Origin of the sequence: Granulicella sp. L56, from assembly GCF_009765835.1 — a bacterium.
Taxonomy (GTDB): domain Bacteria; phylum Acidobacteriota; class Terriglobia; order Terriglobales; family Acidobacteriaceae; genus Edaphobacter.
The window spans coordinates 1,858,347-1,873,433 of record NZ_LMUS01000006.1; the positions used below are offsets into that span (position 1 = coordinate 1,858,347).

Genomic DNA, 15,087 nt, shown 5'->3' on the forward strand with positions numbered 1-15,087 from the left:
AAGCGCCACCAATTTAGGCTTCCCTAATAATTAGGTATACCTAAATCATCGAAATGCGTCAAACTAATTCTGGAGTCAATGAATGTCACCCCGCCAACAGGCAAACCGCAACAGCGAATCTGTCGATAACTACCTCAAGGCCATTCTGTCGCTGGGCGGCGGGGAGCAGCGCCGCGTCACCAGCACCGCCCTTGCCGATCATCTTGGTGTAGCTCCAGCCTCGATCACCAACATGCTGCAAAAACTGGCCGCCGCCCCCACGCCGCTGGTCGAATACGAACGCCATCGCGGGGTGCAGCTATCCGCGGCGGGGAAGCGCCGAGCGCTCGAAGTGCTGCGCCACCATCGCCTCATCGAGACCTTTCTCTACGAAGTCCTTGACTACCCCATCGAAGAGATCCACGAAGAGGCCGAGCGACTGGAGCACTTCATCTCTGAGCGCTTTGAAGAGCGGATCGCCGCCAAGCTGGGGCATCCTCGCATTGATCCGCACGGTCACTCCATCCCCACCATGGAAGGCGAGATGACCGAACAGAATTCCATTTTGCTCACCGACGTTCAGCAGGAAGGGATCTTCGTCATCGACAGCATCTCCGACCGAGACGCCCATACTCTGCGGCAGTTCAAAACCAGCGGCATCAAGCCCGGAGCTAGGCTTCGCGTCAGAAAAAAAACCGCGATTGAGGGCTATTCTGTAAGTGTTGGCCGATCCTCTACGGCCTTCGACCTTTCACGCGAGGCTGCCGCCGACATCCGGCTCCTCCCTTGCGCGAAATAATCCAAAACCACACGGTTTGATCGCTGGTTTGACTCCGGGAACCGTGTTGCCTACGCTCAAAGTTAGAGAACGGAGATACATCTGCAAATGAAAGTTCTGGTAATCGGCGGCGGTGGCCGCGAGCACGCCCTTGTCTGGTCGCTCCTCAAATCGCTGCAGGTCAACGAGGTCGTTTGCGCTCCCGGCAATGGCGGCATCACGCAGATCGCCCGCTGTCTCCCTGTCGACGTCAATAGCCTTGCCTCCATGGTGGAGGCAGTCGAAGCCGAACGCCCTGACCTTACCGTCATCGGCCCGGAGGTTCCCCTCTCCCTCGGCATCGTCGACGAGCTGACTCGCCGCAATCTCCGTGTCTTTGGCCCGACGCAGGCTGCCGCCAAGCTCGAATCGAGCAAGGCCTTCGCTAAGGAATTTATGCAGCGCCATGGCATTCCTACTGCTGCCTACGCCGTCTGCACCACCCTAGATGAGGTGCGCGAGCAGCTCAATCATTTCACGCTGCCGGTTGTGGTCAAGGCCGACGGTCTGGCCGCAGGCAAAGGCGTGGTCATCTGCGAGACCCGCTTGCAGGCTGAATCCGCCGCCGCCGAGATGTTCAGCGGCGTGCTGCTCGGCACTCACGAGACCGAGATCGTGCTCGAAGAGTTCCTTACCGGCGAAGAGCTGTCGTTCTTTGCACTCTGCGACGGCAAACACGCTGCACCGATTGCCTCCGCTCAGGACCACAAGCGCGTCGGCGAGGGCGACACCGGCCCCAACACCGGCGGTATGGGAGCCTATTCGACCGATGGTCTTACCACGACGGCGATGCGCGAGTGGCTCACCAAAAACGTTGCGCAAAAGGTCGTCGACGGCATGGCGTCCGAGGGGCAGCCCTTCAAAGGCATTCTCTTCTGCGGCATCATGATGACTCCTCGCGGCCCGATGGTGCTCGAATTCAACACCCGCTTCGGCGATCCCGAGACCCAGGCCATCCTTCTCCGTATGCAGTCCAATATCGTCGACCTCTTTAACGCCTCGATCGATGGCACAGCTAACGCGCTCGACATCAGGATGCATCCCGGTGCCAGCGTCTGCGTCATCGCAGCCAGCGGAGGCTATCCCGGCAAGTATGCCTCGGGTAAGCCCATCCACGGCATTCCCGATCAGTCGGGCAAAGATGTAGTGATCTTTCACTCCGGCACCGCGATCAAGGACGGCCAGCTCGTCACCGCAGGAGGCCGCGTGCTGGCTATCACGGCGATGGCGCCTGACCTGCGCACTGCACTTGATCTTGCCTACGCCGAACTAGCGAAGATATCGTTCGAGGGGATGCAATTCCGCCGCGACATTGGCCACCGCGCATTGGCATTGGAACAGAGGTAAAGAAAAATGGTCGCGCTGACAGGCGAAGAGTTGCTGGCATGGAACGACAAGACCGCCGAGCAATGGCGAAAGCTGTTGGAAGCTCATCCACACCTGCTGGCCGTGCCCTGTGACGTGGCCGGGGTCAAGACTGTTGGCGAGTTGATGCAGCATATTGTTGCGGCGCAACTGCGCTACGCGGAACGGCTCACCGGATCGCCCGCAACGGCGTACGACGAGATTAGATACGGCACCGCGGCCGAGCTGTTTGCGACCCACGTACAAGCAATGGATCTGTACCGCAGGCTTCTCGCCGATCCGGCCTATGACTGGAATGAAGAGGTAGAGTTCGTCACGCGGCGTGCAGGCACTCTCGTGGCCACGCGCAAGACCTTCTTCATCCACGCCATGACCCACGGCATCCGCCACTATGCGCAGTTGGCCACGCTGGTGCGGCAACACGGCGTCGCGCCGGACTGGTCCATGGACTATCTGTTTATGGGGGCGCGGTGGGCTTGAGTTCCCGCCCCATTCCGCGAGGATCCACGTCCACAGTAAAAGGTACAACCTTTCATTGACATTCCTTCGGCACCACAATAAAGTGGCGCTGACATGAAAAAAGCCGCCGCTCTGCTTTTCTTTCTCGCGTCCTTCGCCTACGCGCAGAAGCGTCCCGCCATCACCGGCATCGCGTTCGTCCGCATGTATACGGCAGATCCAACGGCCTCCACTGCCTTTTACAAGGACAAACTGGGCTTCGACCGAAGCGAAAAAAACGGCATCGTCCACTATGCCGTCAATGACTCGCAATGGCTTGAGGTCGTTCCTCTGCCCACGCCCGCACCGCAGTCCCGAATTGCTGCCATCGCCTTCACTACTCGTAATGCCGCCGCGCTTGAGCAATATCTCAAGGCCCACGCAGTCGCCATCGACCAGCCTCTGCGCCACGGCAGTTTCGCGGTCCACGACCCTGAAGGCCAATTGGTCATCTTCGTCCAGCAGCGCCCGACCTCATCGAAGGCGGTGTCGCCCCAGGCCACGGCTCGCCGTGTAATCCACACTGGCTTCTGGGTCCACGACCGCGCCAAAGAGGACCACTTCTGGCGCGACATCCTCGGCTTCCGTCCGCTTTGGTTCGGCGGCCAGCACGATGGCGAGACCGACTACGTCAGCAGCCAGGTCCCTGATGGCACCGACTGGATTGAGTACATGCTCAACCGCGAGGCCAACCCCAACCCGCATTCGCTCGGCAGTATGAACCACTTCTCGCTCGGCGTAGCCCACATGAGCGACGCCGTGCAGGCGCTCGCCCGCAACGGCTGCTCTGGCCCCGAGTGCCGCAAAACCCAGATGGGACGCGACGGCAAGATTCAGCTCAACCTCTTCGATCCAGATCTTACCCGGGTGGAGTACATGGAGTTCAAGCCCTCCGGCCCCATCTGCTGCTCACCCTTCACCGGCCCTCCGCCTACCGAGACAGAGAACCGTTAGGGACCTTTTATAAGTCCTGGTTTTGAAGGGACGCGGCTTCAGCCGCGTCGTAAATCATTCTTATGGAAAGAGGCTTTAGCCTCTGAGGGAATCCTTGGAAATTTAATCAGGTTTTCCCTGGAGCGATGAGTCTGAAGAAGTATAGGACGGGCCTTCAGCCTTAGCTATTCTGCCGGAACATGACCCAGGGCGTTGCCATGGGCTGGTATAGCGCGGGCCTTAGGACCTTGCCAGTGAGACTTCCATACGAGAGCGGTTTTGCTTGGTTCTTGATCGGTGTCATCGGTGCAGATCGGTGTTAAGCCTCTGTGCAATCACGCATTAAACACTCACCGTAGCTGGCAAAATCTCCGAAACATCCACCCACTGCGTGGGATAGTTTCCGGTGTAGCAAGCCGTGCAATACGTGTTCGGCTCGGCATCGCCCTCGGTGCAGCAATGAACCAACCCATCCAGCGAGAGATAAGCCAGCGAGTCTGCCTCGATAAACTTGCGAATCTCTTCTACGGAGTTATTCGCAGCGATCAGGTCCTTTTTGCTTGGAGTATCCACTCCATAAAAACAAGGAGAAATCGTAGGCGGACACGAGATGCGCAGATGCACTTCCTTCGCTCCCGCAGCGCGAACCATGCGCACAATCTTCCGCGAAGTTGTTCCCCGGATGATCGAGTCGTCGATCAACACGACTCGTTTGCCTTCGAGCAGCGACCGCACCGGGTTCAGCTTCATCCTTACGCCAAAGTCTCGCACCCGCTGCTCGGGCTGAATGAAGGTGCGCCCAACATAATGGTTGCGGATCAGGCCAAGATTGAAAGGAATTCCTGACTCCTCCGCATAGCCAATCGCCGCGGTCACGCCGGAGTCCGGTACCGGAACGATCAGGTCAGCAGGAACACCCGAATCGCGCGCCAACTGCCGGCCCATCTCCGCCCGCGACTGCTGTACCCAGCGTCCAAAGATCTTCGAGTCAGGCCGCGCAAAATAAACATGCTCGAAGATGCAGCTCGCCTGTTTCGTCGTCGTGTCGAAGTAGCGGCTGGTCACGCCATCCTCCGACACCATAATCAATTCGCCCGGCTTTACCTCGCGCTCGTACTTGGCGTGCAGCAGATCGAAGGCACAGGTCTCCGAGGCAAATACAAACGTATCCGGAGCGCCGTTCTCGCCTGCAATCCTTCCCATCGCCAGCGGTCTGAATCCATGGGGATCGCGCGCCGCAAAGATGCGGTTGCGCGTCATCATCACAATCGAAAACGCGCCCTCGACCTGCGATAGCGAATCGGCGATGCAGTCCACCAAGGTGTTTTCTTTGGAGTGCGCGATCAACTGGATGATGATCTCCGAGTCCGATGTCGTCTGGAAGAGCGCGCCATCGCGCTCCAGCCGCTCCCGCGCCGTACCCAGGTTCACCAGGTTGCCGTTATGCGCAATGGCGATCAAACCCTTGGTGCTTTCGACCGAGATCGGCTGCGCGTTCAGCAGAGCCGAATCACCTGTCGTCGAGTAGCGCGTATGCCCAATCGCAATATGCCCAGGCAGCTTCGCGAGCACATCGTCGGTAAAGATCTCCGACACCAGGCCCATGCCCTTGATGTCGTTCACATTCTGCCCATCGGCTGAGGCGATGCCGCCGGACTCCTGCCCGCGATGCTGCAACGAATACAGGCCCCAGTAGGTCATCCGCGCCGCATCGGGATGGTTATAGATCGCCATCACGCCGCACTCTTCGCGCAGCTTATCGAACGGGGTACCGTCCTCTTCGTCCATCTCTTCTATTGGATTGTTCTGGAGTGCAAGCAAGTTATCCATTATGCCGTCACCACCTCATCCGCAAGCTGCGCGTCCAGCGCACCAGCCCAAACAGATTTCAATGCAGAGACCGAGTCTGAGATTGCAGAGCCCTTAGGGGTAAAGATGTCCAGTACGGGACCGCCCGTGGTACCGATGTCGCGGACAGTGATCGATCCGAACTGTCCGCAGACCTCCGTCAACCGCGCAAAAGCGGCATCGGTACAGGTCACCACAACCGCGCTGGCCTCTTCGTTGAAGAGTTCCGCCGCGATAACGTCTCCATTGAAATGATCGAGGCTGACTGCTGCTCCAACCCCTTTGGCAAAACTGGCTTTGGCCAGAGCAATCGCAATGCCGCCGTCAGAGATATCGCTCGCCGATGTAATCAGGCGTTCATCCGCCAGCGCGGCGAGGCACTTGTGAAGCTCTGCTTCCTTCGCGATCTCAAGTTGAGGCGGCGTGCCCCAGAAAGAGTTTAGAACCGTCTTCGCATAATCCGATGATCCAAAGGACTGAAGACCGTCCTGCGATCCATTGGCAGAAAGCAGAATTATCCGCTCGCCACCCTTGCGGAATCCGCTCGGGACAGACTTCGTTACATCTTCAATAATTCCGACGATCCCAAGTACCGGCGTCGGATAGATGCCCTCGCCCTTGGTCTCGTTGTAGAGCGAAACATTGCCGCCCGTAATCGGCGTACCCAGCGCGATACAGGCCTCGGCGATGCCATCAATCGCGTTGGAAAGCTGCGCCATAATCTCAGGCTTCTCCGGATTGCCAAAGTTCAGGCAGTTCGTGGCCGCTACCGGAGTTGCCCCGGTACAAGCCACCTTTCGAGCCGCCTCAGCCACAGCATGCATCGCACCCAGCTTCGGATCGAGATACGTCCATCGCCCGTTGCCCGCCAGCGCCATGGCCAGCCCGCGCTCGTGCCCGGCAGAGCCTGAATCCTTGATGCGCATCACGCCAGCTTCGCTGCCCGGTCCCTGCACGGTGTTGGTCTGCACCATCGAGTCGTACTGTTCATACACCCAGCGCTTGTCGCAGATATTCGCGCTCGCCAGCAGCTTCTTCAGGTCGGCGGTATAGTCACGAGGCTTCTTCAGCTCTTCCAGCGCCGCAGCCGGAGGATCGACTGGTACCGGAGCCTTCCACGTGCCTACCGGACGGTGGTACAGCGGAGCGTCGTCGGTGAGGCTCTTATTGGGAATATCGGCCATCAGTTCACCATGCTGCGTGATGACCATATTCGGCTTTGCCGTAACGGTGCCGACGATCGAAGCATCCAGACCCCACTTCTTGAAGACGTCGAGGACCTCTTGCGCGCGCGGCTTGTCGGCCACCAGCAGCATCCGCTCCTGCGACTCCGACAGCATAATCTCGTAGCTGGTCATCCCCGTCTCGCGCTGCGGCACCAGATCCAGCTCAACCGTCAATCCCAGTTCGCCGCGGCCGCCCATCTCGCAGGTAGAGCAGGTCAAGCCCGCCGCGCCCATGTCCTGAATGCCCAGCACCGCGCCGGTCGCCATCGCTTCGAGGCAGGCCTCCAGCAGCAGCTTCTCCATAAACGGATCGCCCATCTGCACGTTGGGGCGCTTCTGCTCGCTGCCTTCGGTGAACTCTTCGCTGGCCATCGTCGCGCCATGAATTCCGTCGCGCCCAGTCTTCGCGCCCACGTAAATCACCGGATTGCCCACGCCGGTCGCCTTGGCGTAGAAGATCTCGTCGCGCTTCACCAGCCCCAGCGCAAAGGCGTTCAGCAGCGGATTGCCCGAGTAGCAGGTCTCAAATCTTGTCTCGCCGCCAAGGTTCGGAACGCCAAAACAGTTCCCATATCCGGCCACGCCGTGCACGATGCCGGTCGCAACCTGATGGTTCTTCCGCCGTAGCGCCTCATCCGGCTCGGCCTCATCCAGTGGCCCAAATCGCAGCGAATCCATCACCGCCAGCGGTCTTGCGTTCATCGTAAAGATGTCGCGCAAAATGCCGCCAACGCCGGTTGCCGCGCCCTGATAAGGCTCGATATAGCTGGGGTGATTGTGCGACTCGATCTTAAAAGCGCAGGCCCAGCCGTCGCCCACGTCGATGATGCCGGCGTTCTCTCCCGGCCCTTGCACGACCAGCTTGCTCTCGGTCGGCAGCCGCTTCAGGTGTACCCGCGACGACTTGTAGGAGCAATGCTCCGACCACATCACGGAAAAGATTCCCAGCTCGGTCAGGCTGGGCGTACGTCCAAGCGCGGCTTCGATGCGCGTGTACTCGTCCGGCGTGATGCTGTGCTGCTTAAGCAGCGCCGGTGTAATGGTGGCGGGGGAGGGGGTCTGAACTGGGTGCTGAACTTGCGTATTGGGCATGGCTCGCTGTTAAGATTGTCGCACGTGCGGCAACCCCCTGCTGCCTCCCTGCGCCAGGCCCCGTCGTTACTGCCGTTCCAGCGCCTCCCGGTCCCACTTCGCAGCATCGGCCCCCGCCGTATAGCTGCTTTCTAAAAACTCCAGCAGCGACGCATCCGGCAAAGCTTCTGCCCGCAAGTCTTCATAGCGGAAGATGAACTCCCCCAACGTCTTATCCCATCCTGCCGCCTCCGGGCGAATCTTTGCCTCGGCTAATTTCTCCGGCACCGGGGCTGCGTAGCAATAGAAGGCTGCCGCTCCATAGCCTCCATTTCCGGGCCAGAATCCGGCGCTGATCACCTCGTGCGAGTAGGCCTCCCGCTGAATCGCGTCTGCCCCCGAGCGCGGAGGCGCCAGTCGCCCTGAAAATCGCGTCACGGCAAGATCAAAGCTGCCCCAGAAGAAATGAATCGGGCTGACTTTGCCGAGAAACTTTGTCCCAAACAGGCGGAATACTTTCTCTGCCTCCACCAGCACCTGCCAGAACCGTTGCACATACTCCTTGTCATAGGACTTGTGCTCCGTGTCCAGATCAAACCGGATCGGATGGGGCTGCTCGCACGGTATCGGGTCGATCTTCACCTTGACGCCAAGCGAAGCCAGACAGCCGAGATACTCCTTATAAAAGTCCGCCACCGTCTGCGCCCGCAGCTTCATTGCAAGTGTTTGCCCTGAGCCAAGCCGAAGGTGGAGTTCATGTGCGACAAAATCGAATTCGATATCGAGCACGTCGTTGCCATAGGGCATAGCCGAAGTACCCAGCCCCCGTGCCGTCACATACAACGGCACGTTCCACCAATGGTTCTGCAAGGGAGTCAACGCCAGCCGCGTCTTGCCTACGATCTGCGTCCACATATGCAGCGTGTCCGCCGTCGCCGCCCACTCATCCCACACCAGCGATGGCCACGCAGTCTTCACTCTCTCCGCCATAGCATCCTCCTTCAACAGTGAGGAAAAGCATACTCCGCCAAAACGACAGCAACGCTAAGCTCCCGTACTCCCAAACCCGCCAGCCCCGCGCGCCGCCTCGGCCAGTTCTGCCACCTCTTCAAACTGAGCCTCGATCCGCTGCACGATTCTGAGCTGCGCGATCCTCTCTCCGGCCTTCACCTCTACCGTCGCAGCGCTCAAATTCGTCACCACGATCTTCAACTCCCCGCGATAGCCCGGATCGATCACACCAGCCAGCGTGGTCACTCCGCGCACGGCCAGCCCCGACCGGTCCTCCACCAGCGCGCCGTGCGTTGAAGGAAACTCCATCGCAATTCCAGTTGGCACAGGAACGGTAGCTCCAGCGGCAATCGCCACGCCTTCTACCGCGTAAACGTCGGCAGCCAGATCGCCATAGGCTCCAGTATGCGCATACTTCGGTAGCTGCGCCGCCGGATGCAGCTTCAAAACCTTAATCTTCGGAGATTCGCTCACACTACACTGCAAACCCTCAACCTCAACCGTCGCAACAGAACCCATCAGTAATGCCCTCTCAGAACGAAAATGTTGTACGCCTCTCCATTTTCACGCATAGCCGCGTCCGTGTGCGTTAATAGTGAAATATGGCAGTCAGCGTCATCGCAACCGTCCTCAACGAAGTGGACGACATCTCTGGCCTCGTTGCCAGCCTCACCGACCAGACGCTCATCGCTGCCGAGATTGTCATCGTCGATGGAGGCTCCACCGACGGTACCTGGGAGTGGCTGCTCAACGCCAGATCGCAATATCCCGCCCTCGTTGCCATCCGCGACGAGAGCTGCAACCTCAAGCAGTCTCCCGGTCCTATCGCTCGCGGACGCAACGTCGCCATTGTGGCGGCTACGTCCGACATCATCGCCTGTGCCGATGCTGGATGCACCTATCGCCCCGACTGGCTCGCCAATCTCACGGCGGCGATCGTCGACGGTACAGCCGAGTACGCTCTTGGCGGCTCCTGCATCGATCCCGCCTCACCGACCGTATGGGACATCGCTTCGGCTCCCTTCTTCGGCGTCAAGCTCAATCCCAACGAGTTCACGAAGTCCTGCACGGCCCGTTCCATGGCCTTCCGCAAAGAGCTGTGGCAGAGTGTCGGCGGCTTTCCCGAGACCGTCCTTCTGGGCGAAGACACGCTCTTCGACGCCAAGGTCCGCAAGCGCGTCACGCCCAACTTCGCCGAGCGCGCCAAGGCTTTTTATCGTCCTCGCCATGCGCTTCGGTCGGCACTCCGCCAGCTTGCCAGCTATGCCGCAGCCGACGGCGCCCTTGGCATTCGTCCTGCGCGGCTCTTGCGCAATCTGGGCCGCTGCGTGATCGAGGTGCTGGTTCTGATTGCGCTGCGCTGGAGCCCTATCCCTCTGCTCCTTGTCCTCCTGCTTGAAAACTACTTCGCCTTCCACTTCGACTGGCGCAGCCTGCAGAGAGCCAGCTTTCGCACCTTGGCAGCGCGGCTCGCCTTTTCGATACTCGTTCCGTGGGTCGTCGCCTGGAACCAGATCAAAGGGAGTATCACTAAGGCCAACCAGCCCAACCGCCAGAACATTGCCTAACTAGCCGTCGGCTTCCGCAGCGTAAAGATCAAGAAGCTGTAGTCCAGATTGAACTGCTCCCACCGCACCGGGCGCTCGCTGCACTCCAGATCCACCTCGCCCGTACTCTCAAAACCAATCTGCTCTGCCAGCCGCAGAATCTCCTGAATCTCCGCCTTGGTAAAGACTTTGATTGCAGCACCATGTGCCATCCCACCCTCGGTGTCGATGGCGGTTGGGTAGTAGTCGGTTGAAGTAATCAACAATCCTCCCGGCTTCAATACCCGGTGCATCTCGCGGAAGTAGCCGTCGAGAGGAACGCCATGCTCAATCACGCTCATGCAGGCAACGGCATCGAAGTAGCCGTCAGCAAAGATGGTGCGGGTAATATCACCCGGCAGATAGCGGATAGGCCCTCTCCTAGCCTCCTCGGTAAATGAGAGGTTGATGCCATAAAGATTGCGATACCCATAAGCAAAAAGCGTTGGCAGCACATTGCTGTAAAACTCCGCACCAGCGTCCAGCACGCGTGCTGAGCTTGTCGTAGAGCCAAGAATGGCAAATGCCGCGGCAAGATGGTCCCAGTTCTTCTCTTCGCCACGATGCAGCGGAAGCCGTGCCGCCTTCGCCGCATCAAACGCCTGTTGCCACTCAGCGCGGCTCTTCAATACGCCGTTCGGCAGCGGCGACTCCGGTACCGCCGCAGGACGTCCGGTTCCAAACTTCAGCTTGAGGTAAAGCCGATAGACCGGCTCGGGTCGCAGGGCGCTGCTCTTGATTCGTCGAAACAATCTCCGCGACCATGGTGTTCGGGAGACCGGCTGGGGTGAAGGAATCGGCTCGGGCATCAGTTTTTACTATAAGTGGAACTGGCCGCGGACAGTATGGGATGGGTACGCATTGTCCGGCAATGGTGGTGAGCAGGCAACATCTGCGCTAGTCTCTCTTCATGCAACCCCTCCCTTCTTTGCAGACGGCGACCGAGCAAATCTCCGAAGTATGCCCGCTCGAAAGCGAGCATCATAGCCGGTTCTGCCCCAACTGCAGCTCGCGCCTCGAAGACAGCCGCTGTAAGCTCGTCTGCCGGACCTGCGGCTTCTTTCTAAGCTGCGCCGACTTCTACTAGTCCCTCCGAAGTATTGGGAAGAAAAAGCCTGGTCTGAAGAATTTTTTACCCAATAAATACAGCTAAAGCACGCAGTCGTCAGAATTGCGCTGCGGTGGCTAACGATTCTCGTGTTTCCGCTCGGAGGTGGGATATCTCCGCATCAGGTTTGCACATCCTACGCTGCCAGTACGTGCTCTTAAGGAGAACTCTCCATGAATCGTAAACAAGCACTCGCAACCCAACTGGCGCTGCTCGCCATGCTTTCACCGGGAGCCATTCTGGCTCAGGAACCGGCAGCGGCTCCCCCCGCCACGCAGGAACCGGCAACGCCTACGGCTCCAGCACCCCCAACGGCTCCCACAGCCCCAACAGAGCCCACAGCTCCAGCACCCCCGGAGACGCCACCAGCAACAGCACCGGAGACACCAGCCGCAACTTCTCCTGATACGCCAAAAGCGGCAGATCCGGCAACGACAACGCCAAGCGATAGCACCACAACCCCAAAGAAGACCCACAAGCATCACAAAGGCTCGACTCAGCCCAGCCCGACCACGCCTGATCAAACGGCCCCCCCGCAATAATGCAGGCCTGTAGCTCAATCCGCCGAAGTTGTTAAGGAGAAGACGCTGTGCGCGTGAATATACGCGCACAGCGTTTTACTTTTACTGCCACCGGTTGCCTGCTGCAATCGTCCTTAGGAGACGAGGGATGTTATTTCGATGCGAGAAGAGCGCCTTCTTCGTTCTTGTAGGCGTACCGCTTTTCCTTCCAGCGTGCGATCGGCCCCTCAAAGTATTTCCATGAGAGCGAAGCCAGTAGAAGCGAAGCTATCAGGCCAAGGAGTATTCCCGCGGCGCGACCAAAGTGGGCGATCATCAATTGCCGCAACGGATAGTGAATCAGGTAAAGGCAATAGCTGATCTTTCCCATATAGCGCAGGCCGCGATTGCGAAGCATCTTCGGCAGCCAGCGCGAAGAACCGCTATGCGTGATGGCGAGAAGAAGGATGAGCGAAAAGGCAATCCAAAGCACGGTGTACATCAGAGCGCTGTAAGTACGCTCGTGGAGATCTCCTGACACGTTATTAGGGAGACTCCCATAGAGCAGGTCTCCTCCAATCGCAGCCAAAAACAGAAGGCAGGCAGACGACAACATCGCTGTGTAGCTGCGCTTGCAGAACGCGAAGACCTGCGGGCCATAGCTCCTCATGCAGACAGCGATCAATGCGCCGGCGGCAAGCGAATCGGCACGCGCAAAAAACATCTGGCGCAATTCCGAGGCATGATCGGAATAAGCAAAAAATCGGATGACCGGCTCGACCAGCAGAATGGCGCCGAGCAATGGAAACAGGATGCGGTCCTTGCCTTTGACGAGAAAGACCAGCGGAGCCCAGGCCAGGTAAAAGAATTCTTCAATCGAAAGCGACCACATGACAGAGAAGCCGGGGCTGCTCCAATAAACCACCTGGGTGTGGTCGATGCCCATCCACGAATGCGGAAAGATTGCTTGTAAATATAGACCGTAAGTCGCGAGATACTGCCAGGGCAGAGGGCTGTGTGCCATCGCATTCCCAATGAAGTAGATGGCAAGACAAAGATAGTAGATGGGGAACAGGCGCAGCACGCGCCGCATGTAAAAGTGCCCCAGCCCTTCTTCGTTCTTTTCGGATTTAAGCAGAATCCCGGTAATCAGGAATCCGGACAGCACAAAGAACAGATCGACTCCGGCCCATCCCCAGCGTGGCCCAAGAATATTTGCATACTTGTAAAAGATGTAGTGATGGGCGACCACCATGCAGATCGCCGTCCCACGCAAGCCGTCCAACTCCGGGATGCGTTTCATTGTGCCCTCTGCCTTTATGAATAAATGATGACTCAGCGTGGCCGTGAGCAGAGCCTAGAAAAACGATATCACGGCCATATCAGGCAATTCATGCCTGTGTCGGCAATGCTGAACCTCTATCGTGCTCATCGTCATCAACTCTGTGTCGCAGGGCCTTCCACTTCAATTACTTCGATTGCAGGCTGGCCTTTCGTGCTGCCTCGAACTCATCGCCTGCATTCCAGCGAATCGTGGAAGGAGCAGAGAGGGCCTCCCAGCCAAGGTCCATGCCGAACCGTGCGAGTTTGGCATCGCCGCGAAAGTCCATGCTCGGCGAGTAGTTGTCGCTGAAGTTGTGATAGCGGTTCTCGTTGTAGTCCTTCTCCTCGGCCTCGCCCCATGCGTGGTCATGCCCTTCGTACAGGCTTCCTGTATCCACTGAAAACGCCGGAATACCCACGCGCGAAAGGCTGAAGTGGTCGGAGCGGTAGTAGCCGCCTGCCTCGGGCCGCGGGTCAGGAACGATGGTCAGATCGAAGCGCTTTGCCGTCGCCTGCACCACAGGATAGAAGCTCGTCCGCTGCGCGCCGTTAACATTGATCTCGCGCGGAATGCCAATCGGCAGAATCATGTCGTAGTTCACGTCCAGCGCAATCTGGCCTGCGGGAACCGGTGGATGCTGCCCGAGATATTCGCTGCCGAGCAGACCCTGTTCTTCCGCCGTCACTGCCGCGAAGATGATGTCGTGCGGCGGGCGCACCGGCATTGCTGCCCACGCACGCGCCATCTCCAGCAGAATGCCGGAGCCGGTCCCATTGTCTGCCGCACCGTTGTAAATATTGTCGCCCTTCATGCCAGGAACGAAACCGAGATGGTCATAGTGTGCCGTGTAGAGCACTGCCTGATCTTTGCCTGACTTCGTTCCCGGCACGATGCCTACTACGTTCGGTGACTGGAAGCGTCGCACCGTGCTCTCGATATGCGCCTTCAGTCGCACCGGCAGTTCTACCGCCTTGAAGCCCGGCTTACCGGCTGCCGTCATCTCAGTGTCGATGTTCAGGCCGCTGGCGGCGAAAAGTCTTCGTGCCACCTCAAGCTGAATCCAGCTCGCTGCTTCAAGTTGCGGCATCGTGTCATCGCGCAGGTACGTCTTCTCGCTGCTGTTCGAGTTACGCACAACATCCCAGCCATAGCTGGCAAGATCGGTGCGATGAATAATCAGCGCTCCCACCGCTCCCATCCGCGCCGCCTGCTCGAACTTGTAGGTCCAGCGCCCGTAGTAAGTCAACGCCTTGCCGCCAAAAAACTTCGGGTCATTCGACGGTGGATCGCCCACGATGCAAAGAATTACCTTCCCTTTGACATCGACACCCGCGTAGTCGTTCCAGTTGAACTCCGGCGCAGTAACGCCATAGCCTACAAAGACAATCGGCGCGTCGATATTCACGCTCGGCGTCAGCTTCTCATTCTGCACGGTGTAATCATTCGCGAACTTCAGATCGATCGCGTTGCCCTTCTCGGGGACGAGCGCAAACGCCGTCTGCTCCGGGACCACCTTCATGCCGACGAAGTTAATCCACTGTAGATAGGTGCCGTTATCGCCAGCCGGCTTCAAGCCGTCCAGCGCAAATTGTGTCGCAATATACTTTGCCGCAAGATCTCCGCCGCGTAGTCCGGGGTAACGTCCTTCCAGCAGATCGTCGGACAAAAACCGTACATGGGCGCGAATATTCTCCGCATCGATGGATGCCTCAGCCTTTTTCACCGCTGGAGGAACAACCTGCGCGAAAGCTCCCGCCGAGAGCGAGAACAAAAATATGCCAGCCGCCAGACCTGCACCAGTCTTCCCAATCTTCATCGATG

Annotated in this window: 13 protein-coding genes; 6 read left to right on the top strand and 7 right to left on the bottom strand. The window is 58.7% G+C overall.

Going from position 1 to position 15,087, the window contains the following annotated elements:
- Nucleotides 1-82: 82 nt before the first annotated feature.
- The 4 genes from GSQ81_RS15480 (at nt 83) to GSQ81_RS15495 (ending at nt 3,613) form a co-directional block, all read left to right on the top strand.
- The gene (locus tag GSQ81_RS15480; protein ID WP_158911568.1) at nt 83-778 is read left to right on the top strand and encodes a metal-dependent transcriptional regulator; all 696 of its coding nucleotides are present in this window, start codon (nt 83-85) and stop codon (nt 776-778) included.
- A gap of 87 nt (nt 779-865) precedes the next feature.
- The gene (purD, locus tag GSQ81_RS15485) at nt 866-2,143 is read left to right on the top strand and encodes a phosphoribosylamine--glycine ligase (protein ID WP_158911569.1); all 1,278 of its coding nucleotides are present in this window, start codon (nt 866-868) and stop codon (nt 2,141-2,143) included.
- A gap of 6 nt (nt 2,144-2,149) precedes the next feature.
- Nucleotides 2,150-2,641 (top strand): DinB family protein, encoded by a 492-nt coding sequence (locus GSQ81_RS15490; RefSeq protein ID WP_158911570.1) that lies wholly within the window; start codon nt 2,150-2,152, stop codon nt 2,639-2,641.
- 93 nt (nt 2,642-2,734) lie between these two features.
- A complete protein-coding gene (locus GSQ81_RS15495) occupies nt 2,735-3,613 on the top strand; it encodes a VOC family protein (protein WP_158911571.1) in 879 nt (292 codons plus the stop codon).
- A gap of 321 nt (nt 3,614-3,934) precedes the next feature.
- Here GSQ81_RS15495 and purF read toward each other — a convergent pair whose 3' ends face one another.
- The 4 genes from purF to dut form a co-directional block, all read right to left on the bottom strand.
- Nucleotides 3,935-5,380 (bottom strand): amidophosphoribosyltransferase, encoded by a 1,446-nt coding sequence (gene purF, locus GSQ81_RS15500; RefSeq protein WP_254060308.1) that lies wholly within the window; start codon nt 5,378-5,380, stop codon nt 3,935-3,937.
- Nucleotides 5,381-5,421: 41 nt separating this feature from the next.
- The gene (gene purL, locus GSQ81_RS15505) at nt 5,422-7,758 is read right to left on the bottom strand and encodes a phosphoribosylformylglycinamidine synthase subunit PurL (RefSeq protein WP_158911573.1); all 2,337 of its coding nucleotides are present in this window, start codon (nt 7,756-7,758) and stop codon (nt 5,422-5,424) included.
- A gap of 66 nt (nt 7,759-7,824) precedes the next feature.
- A complete protein-coding gene (locus GSQ81_RS15510) occupies nt 7,825-8,727 on the bottom strand; it encodes a DUF5996 family protein (protein WP_158911574.1) in 903 nt (300 codons plus the stop codon).
- 54 nt (nt 8,728-8,781) lie between these two features.
- Entirely contained in the window at nt 8,782-9,222 is a 441-nt protein-coding gene (gene dut / locus GSQ81_RS15515; protein WP_254060232.1) for a dUTP diphosphatase, read from the bottom strand.
- A gap of 128 nt (nt 9,223-9,350) precedes the next feature.
- Here dut and GSQ81_RS15520 point away from each other — a divergent pair, with 128 nt between their 5' ends.
- Entirely contained in the window at nt 9,351-10,316 is a 966-nt protein-coding gene (locus tag GSQ81_RS15520; RefSeq protein WP_158911576.1) for a glycosyltransferase, read from the top strand.
- Here the strand turns inward: GSQ81_RS15520 and GSQ81_RS15525 are convergent.
- Nucleotides 10,313-11,143, bottom strand: a complete 831-nt coding sequence (locus tag GSQ81_RS15525) for a class I SAM-dependent methyltransferase (RefSeq protein WP_158911577.1) — start codon at nt 11,141-11,143, stop codon at nt 10,313-10,315. The two genes, GSQ81_RS15520 and GSQ81_RS15525, sit on opposite strands and share 4 nt — an antisense overlap.
- A 472-nt stretch (nt 11,144-11,615) precedes the next feature.
- Between GSQ81_RS15525 and GSQ81_RS19830 the strand changes: the two genes are divergently transcribed.
- The gene (locus tag GSQ81_RS19830) at nt 11,616-11,984 is read left to right on the top strand and encodes a hypothetical protein (protein WP_216846447.1); all 369 of its coding nucleotides are present in this window, start codon (nt 11,616-11,618) and stop codon (nt 11,982-11,984) included.
- A 130-nt stretch (nt 11,985-12,114) separates the two neighbouring features.
- Here GSQ81_RS19830 and GSQ81_RS15535 read toward each other — a convergent pair whose 3' ends face one another.
- The gene (locus tag GSQ81_RS15535; RefSeq protein WP_158911578.1) at nt 12,115-13,245 is read right to left on the bottom strand and encodes an acyltransferase; all 1,131 of its coding nucleotides are present in this window, start codon (nt 13,243-13,245) and stop codon (nt 12,115-12,117) included.
- A gap of 166 nt (nt 13,246-13,411) precedes the next feature.
- Nucleotides 13,412-15,082, bottom strand: a complete 1,671-nt coding sequence (locus GSQ81_RS15540) for a M28 family peptidase (RefSeq protein WP_158911579.1) — start codon at nt 15,080-15,082, stop codon at nt 13,412-13,414.
- Nucleotides 15,083-15,087: the final 5 nt, after the last annotated feature.

What these genes read in the sequence shown, in the direction of transcription:
- GSQ81_RS15480 (WP_158911568.1), top strand. Translation starts at nt 83, where the DNA reads ATGTCACCCCGCCAACAGGCAAACCGCAACAGCGAATCTGTCGATAAC.
- purD (WP_158911569.1), top strand. Translation starts at nt 866, where the DNA reads ATGAAAGTTCTGGTAATCGGCGGCGGTGGCCGCGAGCACGCCCTTGTC.
- GSQ81_RS15490 (WP_158911570.1), top strand. Translation starts at nt 2,150, where the DNA reads ATGGTCGCGCTGACAGGCGAAGAGTTGCTGGCATGGAACGACAAGACC.
- GSQ81_RS15495 (WP_158911571.1), top strand. Translation starts at nt 2,735, where the DNA reads ATGAAAAAAGCCGCCGCTCTGCTTTTCTTTCTCGCGTCCTTCGCCTAC.
- purF (WP_254060308.1), bottom strand. Translation starts at nt 5,380, where the DNA reads ATGGACGAAGAGGACGGTACCCCGTTCGATAAGCTGCGCGAAGAGTGC.
- purL (WP_158911573.1), bottom strand. Translation starts at nt 7,758, where the DNA reads ATGCCCAATACGCAAGTTCAGCACCCAGTTCAGACCCCCTCCCCCGCC.
- GSQ81_RS15510 (WP_158911574.1), bottom strand. Translation starts at nt 8,727, where the DNA reads ATGGCGGAGAGAGTGAAGACTGCGTGGCCATCGCTGGTGTGGGATGAG.
- GSQ81_RS15520 (WP_158911576.1), top strand. Translation starts at nt 9,351, where the DNA reads ATGGCAGTCAGCGTCATCGCAACCGTCCTCAACGAAGTGGACGACATC.
- GSQ81_RS15525 (WP_158911577.1), bottom strand. Translation starts at nt 11,143, where the DNA reads ATGCCCGAGCCGATTCCTTCACCCCAGCCGGTCTCCCGAACACCATGG.
- GSQ81_RS19830 (WP_216846447.1), top strand. Translation starts at nt 11,616, where the DNA reads ATGAATCGTAAACAAGCACTCGCAACCCAACTGGCGCTGCTCGCCATG.
- GSQ81_RS15535 (WP_158911578.1), bottom strand. Translation starts at nt 13,245, where the DNA reads ATGAAACGCATCCCGGAGTTGGACGGCTTGCGTGGGACGGCGATCTGC.
- GSQ81_RS15540 (WP_158911579.1), bottom strand. Translation starts at nt 15,082, where the DNA reads ATGAAGATTGGGAAGACTGGTGCAGGTCTGGCGGCTGGCATATTTTTG.